Raw genomic sequence first — 8,249 nt, forward strand, 5'->3', positions numbered from 1 at the left:
CGCCGGCGCACGCCGCCCGCACCGTCCGCCGCACCTCGGGCGCCGGGGCGCGGTCGCGCCCGCCGGCCCCTGGAGGGGCCCGTCCCGGCGCCCGAGTCGGTGACCCCGCAGCAGCGGTTGACCAAGCGGGAGCTGGAGATCGCGCGGCTGGTGAGTTCGGGACGGAGCAACCCCGAGATCGCCCGGACGCTGTTCATCACCCCGTCGACGGCGGCCAGGCACGTCGCCAACATCAACCGCAAGATGGGCTTCCACTCACGCGCGCAGATCACGGCGTGGATGGAGCAGCACAGAGCAGCGGGCTGATCGCCCGGTCTGCCCGCTTACGCCCTCTCTCGTGCGGGCGCTCTCTCCCCTGCGGCCAGAATCTACATATGCATCTGCATAGCAATATGCATGTGCATCTGACTGTGAACGCGCTAGGGTTCAAGCCATGGGACATCACATTCGTGGCACTCTCGTGACACGGTTCCGTGAGTCCCAGAAGCGGCCGTCGGAGCCCGGGCCGAACACCGGGATCCCGGCGGACCGTCAGCCCCGGGAAGGTTCCCGGGGCCGGTGGGGAACCGCGCCGGAGCGGGGTGCGTCCTGGGGAGGGACGTCGCACCGACCGCCCGGGGCCGCGCTTCCGGGCTCGCCACGTGGAGGGGGCGTGACGAGCCCGGAATGCGGCACCACCGCAGGATGGGCCGACTGGGGGTACGTATGGGGGTAGGGCTGTCTTCAGGAACCGGGCGACCGGGACGCCATCTGCCGCGCAGGGACGACCCGATCGGATCCCTGACCGGCGGCCTGTGCGAGCGGCTGCGGCTGCGCTCGTCGCGGCCGGGGACGCTGCGGACCGCCGGACACCGGGTGGACGCGCTCACGTTCGCCGCCACCGTCGAGCAGGCCGCGGCCGGGCTGAGCCGCCGGGGCATGTGCTTCGGCGACGTGGTGGGGGTTCTCGCGCCGGTCTCACCCGACCGGTTCCTGGCCACCTACACGGTGATGGCCGTGGGCGGCCGGGCGCTGCCGCTGTCGACCGCGTCCGACCTGGACACCCAGTGCGCCGTCCTGACCGAGACCGACGCCCGGCTGCTGCTGGTCAGCCCCGAGCTGGCGCAGACGGCCCTCGAACTCGCCGAGCGCTCGCGGGTGCGGCAGATCATCTCCTTCGGCCCGTCCCTGGGGGCGACGCCCTTCGAGGACCTGTTGCAGCCCAGCCCCGACGGCAACGGGTACAGCCCGGCGCGCGGGCTGTTCGACAACGGCATCCTGGGCTACGAGCAGACCAGCGGCGGACTGCTGACCACCCTCTACCCGCACAACGACCTGATGGCCCGCTTCTCCGAGCTGCGGAACCTGCTGCACCTGACCGCCGACGACGTCGTGGCGGTGGACGAGCGGGGCGACGAGGCCACGCGGGTGGCGCTGGTGGCGCTGGCGCTGTGGACGGGGGCCTGCGTGGTGACCGGCGCGGACTGCCCCCCGCCCGAGGGGCGCCAGGTGACCGTGCTCTGCGCGCCCGAGCCGGCGCGGGTCGCCTTCCCGTACCCCGACAGCGCCGACTGAGGACCCCGAAGGGGCGCCGGGGCCGGGTTCCGGCCCCGGTGTGCGGCGTGCGCGCCGCCGGGGGGGCCGGGGGCCGCCCGGGGTCAGTCCCCGGACTCGGTGAGCTCCGCGACCGAGGACTCGCCGTCGAAGGCGGGGACGGGCACGTGGCCGTCCTCGATCTCGAACCAGGCCACGTGCGTGGCCTCGCTCCAGTACTCGCCGCTGCGGGTGGCGCAGCTGTCGACGATGAGCTTGCCCCGGCCGTAGTCGTCGCCGTCCTCCCGCGTGTGGACGCCCTCGCCGTCGCGCTCGCCCTGGTCGGCCACGGCGACGCGCAGGCGTCCGGCGTCGGAGCGGATGAACAGCGTCATGACGCCTCCGCTCTGCCCGGAGCGGGAGTGCAGCAGCGCGTTGGTCGCCAGCTCGCTGACCGACAGCTCGGCGTCGTCCAGTGCGCCCTCGGTGTGGCCCATGCGGGTGAGGAACTCGCGCACGCGCGCGCGGATCGACCGCACCGCGGTGAGGTTCCCGGCACAGCTCCACACCGTGTGGTCGGTGGACCCTCCCGTGAGGTCGCCCGTCTCGAACCCCGGTGTGGTCGGAACCGCGCTCCCCGGTACCTCCGCGGGCACGTATTCCCGGAGTTGCCTCGCCTCAGCCATCCGGTCACTCCAATCACCCGCGACGGGCGCGCGGGTTGCGCCGCCTGCACTCACCTTAGACAAGGGTGTGCTGGGTCCAGAACAGCACACCTGGGTTCACCCCGCCTGGTATTGGCCACAAAACCCCGTCACGTGTCATCCCCGATGAGGACAAAGGAAACAGTCCGGACCCCAGAGTCGGCCATGTGAGGTGTAACACGTTGGCAATGCGCTCGCGGGCGGCCCGTCCCCCCGACACGGACACGACCAGTAACGATATGCGCTCCCGCGCACCGGCCGGGACGCCGCCCGCCGCGGCGCCCGCAGCCGGAGGCGAGCGCGGGAGGCCCCTCCGCCCACAGGCTTCCCGCCGGCACGGGGCGGCCCTCCCCGCCGCGCCCGGACGGGGTGGGCCGGAGGCGGCTCCGGCCGCCCGGCCGGACCGGGACCCCACCCCGGACCGACCGCCTTCCTCTGAACAGACATATGGCTACATAAGCCAACAAAACGGAAATTGCTCGCACTAAACACCACGGTTTCGCTTCCCCGCGACATCGATTGGAACACAACCCGGACGCCCCCCGGAGCGTCGTTCGCCGCGAACCGGCGGTGGGCGCCATGCGCACACCGCCGCTCGGAGCGCACACCGAACGGCGCGGAAACCCGCAGGCCAGAGCTGGTTCCGGCGGGACGCCCCTCTCTCTCCGCCGTTACGGCCCCGCAACACGGCGTTCACGGCCCGCACCGCCTCCGACCTCGTTTGACGCTCCGTGAAGGGCGAACAAGTATCGATCAGGTCCGATGCCGGGCCGCGCCCCTCCCCGGGCGCCGCCCCTCCCCGGCCCCGAACGCCCTGCGGTTCCCGTCCCCACACGAGGTGTCCCTTGTCGTCCCTGTCCGAAGGCCCCCGCCCCACCCTTCTCTCCGCCCCCAGCCGTCGCTCCCTCCTCAAGGCCTCCGCCGCCGGCGCCGTCGTCGCCCCGGTCCTGGCCGCCTGCGGAGGGGACTCCGGCTCCGGGGGTTCGGGCGGGGGTGAACCCCAGCGGGGCGGGCGCCTGCGCGTCGGCGTCGCAGGAGGCGGGGTCAACGACACACTGGACGCGCACGACCCCACCGACAACGTGGACATCGCCCGCAACTTCGCGCTCTACGCCGGGCTGCTGCGCTACGCCGCCGACGGCGCCATCGAGAACAACCTGGCCGAGTCCGTCGAGCCCAACGAGGACGCCACGGAGTGGACCGTCGTGCTCAAGGAGGGCCTGACCTTCCACGACGACTCCCCCGTCACCGCGGACTCCGTCGTCTTCTCCCTCCGGCGCATCCTGGACCCCGACAACCCGCTGCGCGGCGCCGGCGACATGGACGGCGTCGACGCCGACGGGCTGGAGGCCCTGGACGGGCGCACGGTGCTCATCCGCTGCACCGAGCCGACGGTCACCCTGCCCGAAGCCCTCGCCGAGTACTACAACTGCGTCGTCCCCGAGGGGTACGACCCCGCCGACCCGGTCGGTTGCGGCCCGTTCCGCAGCGTCGAGTTCGTGGCGGGCGAGTACAGCCTCTTCGAGCGGCACGAGGGCTACCACGAGGAGGGCCTGCCCTACGCGGACGAGCTGGAGATCGTCGACTTCCCCGAGGACGACGCACGCGTCAACGCCCTCAACAGCGGCAGCGTGGACCTCATCACCCAGGTCCCGCACGCGCAGGTGGCCGTGATCGAGGGCAACCCCGACCTCGCCGTCATGGAGTCCGAGACCGGCATGTGGCTGCCGTTCACCATGCGGGTGGACCAGGCCCCCTTCGACGACGTCCGCGTCCGCCAGGCGTTCCGTCTCATCGTGGACCGCCAGGAGATGATCGACCAGGCCCTCGCCGGGTACGGCCAGGTCGGCAACGACATGTACGCGCGGATGGACCCGTCCTACCCGGACGACTTCGAGCAGCGGGAACAGGACATCGCGGAGGCCAGGCGGCTGCTGGCCGAGGCCGGGCACGGGGACGGCCTGGAGGTCGAGCTGGTCACCTCCGACATCAGCGCGGGCGTGGTCGCCGCCGCCGAGGTCTTCCAGGAGCAGGCCCGTGAGGCCGGGGTCACCGTCGAGCTCCGCCGCGTCAACCCCAGCGACTACTGGAACGAGGAGGAGGGTTTCCCCTACGCCTTCGGCCAGGACTTCTGGAGCGCGCGCAACTACATCACCCAGGCCGCGCAGGGCTCGGTGGTGGGAGCCCCCTACAACGAGACCATGTGGGGCGAGAACGAGGAGTGGCTCGGCCACCTGGAGGAGGCCCGCCGCACCGCGGACCCCGACGAGCGCAACGAGCTGATCCGCCGGGCGCAGCGGGTCGAGTACGAGGAGGGCGGCTACATCGTGTGGGGCTTCGTGAACCTCCTCGACGGCCACAGCACCGCCGTGCACGGCCTGGAGCCCGCCGTCTCCGGCCACCCGCTGGGCTCGTACGCGTTCCACCGGGCCTGGCTGGAGCAGTAGCGGCTCCCCGGACCCGACCGACCGCTACCGAAAGCTCACCATGACCCGACTCATCGTCGTCCGCCTCCTCTTCGGCGCGCTGACGCTCTGGGCGGTGTCCCTCGTGGTCTTCGCGGCCACGCAGGCACTGCCCGGCGACGCCGCCCAGATGATCCTGGGCCGTGACGCCACGCCCGAGCGCGTGGAGGCCCTCCGCGACCAGCTCGACCTGCACGAGCCGGTGGCCGTGCAGTACCTCAACTGGCTCCAGGGGATCGTCCAGGGGGACCTGGGCACCTCCTACTCCAACCGGACCGAGGTCACCGAGGTCCTCTCCGGGCCGGTCCTGAGCTCGCTGACCCTGATGGGGCTGGCGGCCCTCGCCGCCACCCCCGTCGCCCTCCTCGTGGGCGCGGTCAGCGCGCTGCGACGGGACCGCGCCTTCGACCACGCCTCGTCCATGGGGACGCTGGTCGTGGCGTCCATCCCCGAGTTCGTGGTCGGCATCCTGCTGATCCTCCTGCTGGGGCCCGGCGGACTCGGCTGGTTCCCGTCCGTGTACTCCCGCGAGGGCGGCCCCGACCAGTGGGTGCTGCCGGTGCTGACACTCGCCTTCGCGGTGGCGCCGCCCATCGTCCGCATGATGCGGGCCACGATGATCGAGGTCCTGGAGAGCGAGTACGTCCAGCAGGCCCGGCTCAAGGGCGTGGACGAGCGCGCGGTCCTGTGGCGGCACGCCGCACCCAACGCCATCGGGCCGGTGGCCCAGGTGGTCGCCCTCCAGCTCGCCTGGCTGGCGGGCGGCGTGGTGGCCGTCGAGTTCCTGTTCAACTTCCCCGGTGTCGGCAAGATCCTCATGGACGCGATCGAGAACCGCGACGTGCCCCTGGTCCAGGCCGTGGTCCTGCTCATCGCCGGCATCTACATCCTCGTCAACCTGATCGCGGACGTGATCGGGCTGGCGGCCAACCCGAAGGTGAGGGTGGCGAACCGATGAGCGCTCCCGTGAACGCGGGCGTGGAGCCCGTGACCGTGGTGCCGCGGGGACGCGGCGCCGGCCTGTTCCGGACGGCCTGGGGGTTCGGCCGGACGAAGGTCGGCGCCGCCCTGACCGGCCTGATCGTCCTGATCGCGGTGGTGGGGCCCTTCGTGGCCCCGTACACACCCACCGAGTTCGTGGCCAGACCGTTCGAGACCGGGGTGGACGGCACGCTGTTCGGCGGTGACAACCGCGGCCGCGACGTGCTGACCCGCTTCCTGTGGGGCGGCTGGACGCTGCTGCTCCTCGCGGGCGCCTCCGCGGCGATCGGCGTGGCGGCGGGGACGGTCGTCGGCGTGGTCGCCGGGTACCGGCGCGGCTGGCTCGACGACGTCCTCATGCGCGTCGGCGACGTGCTGCTCGCCTTCCCCCAGCTGATCGCCGCGCTGCTGGTGATGTCGATCGTGGGCCCGAAGGTGTGGCTGATCGTGGCCGTCATCGCGGTGTCGCACATGCCCCGCGTGGCCCGGGTGATCCGCGAGGCGACGCGCAAGGTCGTCGAGCAGGACTACGTGAAGGCGGCCGAGGCCGTCGGCCTTCCGCGCTGGCGGATCATGGCGGTGGAGATCCTGCCGAACGTGACGAGCCCGCTGCTGGTCGAGCTCGGCCTGCGGCTGACCTACTCCATCGGGGTGGTCGCCGTGCTCGGCTTCCTCGGCATGGGGCTCCAGCCGCCGACGGCGGACTGGGGACTGATGATCAACGAGAACCGGCAGGGCATGGCCGTGCAGCCGTGGGCGGTGGCGCTGCCCGTGGCGGCGATCGCCGTCCTGACGATCGGCGCCAACCTGATCACCGACGGACTGTCCCGTGCGGCGATCGGCATCGACCGAGGGGTGGAGAAGTGACGCGGGACGCCGGACGGGAAGCGGACTCCGGAGGCGGCCGGGGCACCGGGGCCGCCGTGCTGTCGGTGGAGGGCCTGACCGTGATCGGCCGTCCCTCGGACGTGGAGATCATCAGCGGCGTCTCGATCACGGTGGCGCGGGGCACGATCCTCGGCCTGGTCGGCGAGTCCGGCTCCGGGAAGACCACCCTGGGCCTGTCGCTGCTGGCGCACTGCAAGCGAGCGACGGAGATCTCCGCGGGACGCGTGGAGGTGGCCGGGAAGGACCTGGCCTCGCTCTCCGAGCGGGGCGTGCGCGAACTGCGCGGACGGGCGGTGGCCTACATCCCCCAGTCGCCCGCCTCGGCGCTCAACCCGGCCCTGCGCCTGCGCACCCAGCTGCGCGAGGCCCTGCACGACGCCTCCCTGTCGGCGGCCGACGCCCAGGCCCGGGTGCGCGAGGTCCTGGGCGAGGTCGCGCTCCCCGACGACGACGGGTTCCTGGCCCGCTACCCCCACCAGCTGTCCGGCGGACAGCAGCAGAGGGTGGCGATCGCGATGGCGTTCGTCGGCCGCCCGGACGTGATCGTGCTGGACGAGCCGACCACCGGCCTGGACGTGACCACGCAGGCGCACGTCCTGGAGACCATCCGCCGGATGACCCGCGACTACGGCACGGCGGGGGTCTACATCAGCCACGACATGGCGGTGGTCGCCGACCTGGCCGACGAGATCGCGGTGATGTACCGGGGCGAGGTCGTCGAGCGGGGGCGCACGGACCGGGTGCTCGCGGACCCGCGCCACTCCTACACCAGGCGCCTGCTGACGGCCGTGCCGCTGCTGCGGACCACGGGCCACGAGGAGGGCGGCGAGCCGGAGGGCGAGCCGCTGCTGAGGGTCGCGGGGCTCGACGCGGGCTACGGGCGCACAAGGGTCCTCGACGGGATCGACGTGTCGGTCCACCGGGGCGAGTGCGTGGCCCTGCTGGGCGAGTCGGGGTCGGGCAAGACGACCCTGTCCCGCTCGGTCGCGGGCCTGCACCGCCAGTACACCGGTGAGGTGGTGTTCGACGGGAGCCCGCTGGCCGCCGGGAGCTACCGGCGCACGGCCGAGCAGAGGCGCCGGGTGCAGTACGTGTTCCAGAACCCCTACGAGGCGCTGAACCCGCGCAGGCGGGTACGCGACCAGATCCTGGGCCCCTACCGCCACCTGGTGGGCAGGCCCCGGGACCCCGGGGCCGTGGTGGCCGAGGCCCTGGAGCGCGCCGCCCTGTCCGCCTCCTACGCCGACCGCTACCCGGAGCAGCTCAGCGGCGGCGAGCGGCAGCGGGTGTGCATCGCCCGCGCGGTGGCCACCCGCCCCGACCTGCTGATCTGCGACGAGATCACGTCGGCGCTGGACGTGTCGGTGCAGGCGGAGATCGTGAAACTGCTGCGCGGGCTCCAGGACGAGGGGATGGCACTGCTGTTCGTCACCCACAACATCGCCCTGGTGTCCAACATCGCGCAGAGGGTGGCCGTGCTCCACCGGGGCGTGATCGTGGAACAGGGACCGGTGGGCCGGGTGATGTCGGCCCCGGAGCACGAGTACACCCGGGCGCTGATCGCGGACACCCCGGACTTCGAGCTGTCCTTCGCGGGGGCCCCCGAGCGGCTGGGCATGGCCGCGCAGGACCGGCCCGTCACCGGGGCGTAGCCGGCTGCGGCCGGCCGTGCGGCCCGCGGGGGACGTCCCCCGCGGGC

General features: G+C 72.7%; 7 protein-coding genes. 6 read left to right on the forward strand and 1 reads right to left on the reverse strand.

Features of this window, described 5'->3' with window-relative positions:
* Nucleotides 1–306: response regulator transcription factor (locus ACWGL3_RS28965; protein WP_452462021.1), on the forward strand; the 306-nt coding region annotated here is incomplete at its 5' end.
* Between the two features lie 399 nt (nt 307–705).
* Entirely contained in the window at nt 706–1,554 is an 849-nt protein-coding gene (locus ACWGL3_RS28970) for an AMP-binding protein (RefSeq protein WP_267948427.1), read from the forward strand.
* A gap of 83 nt (nt 1,555–1,637) precedes the next feature.
* On the opposite strand, the gene ACWGL3_RS28975 is transcribed toward ACWGL3_RS28970, so the two are convergent.
* Entirely contained in the window at nt 1,638–2,198 is a 561-nt protein-coding gene (locus tag ACWGL3_RS28975) for an ATP-binding protein (RefSeq protein ID WP_267948426.1), read from the reverse strand.
* A gap of 863 nt (nt 2,199–3,061) precedes the next feature.
* Here ACWGL3_RS28975 and ACWGL3_RS28980 point away from each other — a divergent pair.
* The 4 genes from ACWGL3_RS28980 to ACWGL3_RS28995 are packed head-to-tail and all read left to right on the forward strand — an operon-like array spanning nt 3,062 to nt 8,202.
* Entirely contained in the window at nt 3,062–4,663 is a 1,602-nt protein-coding gene (locus tag ACWGL3_RS28980) for an ABC transporter substrate-binding protein (RefSeq protein WP_267948425.1), read from the forward strand.
* Between the two features lie 40 nt (nt 4,664–4,703).
* Nucleotides 4,704–5,639, forward strand: a complete 936-nt coding sequence (locus ACWGL3_RS28985) for an ABC transporter permease (RefSeq protein WP_267948424.1) — start codon at nt 4,704–4,706, stop codon at nt 5,637–5,639.
* The gene (locus ACWGL3_RS28990; protein WP_267948423.1) at nt 5,636–6,529 is read left to right on the forward strand and encodes an ABC transporter permease; all 894 of its coding nucleotides are present in this window, start codon (nt 5,636–5,638) and stop codon (nt 6,527–6,529) included. Before ACWGL3_RS28985 ends, ACWGL3_RS28990 begins: the two co-directional genes overlap by 4 nt.
* A complete protein-coding gene (locus ACWGL3_RS28995; protein ID WP_452462022.1) occupies nt 6,526–8,202 on the forward strand; it encodes an ABC transporter ATP-binding protein in 1,677 nt (558 codons plus the stop codon). The genes ACWGL3_RS28990 and ACWGL3_RS28995 overlap by 4 nt, the downstream gene beginning before the upstream one ends.
* Nucleotides 8,203–8,249 lie beyond the last annotated feature (47 nt).

The organism is Nocardiopsis sp. NPDC055824, assembly GCF_053616335.1.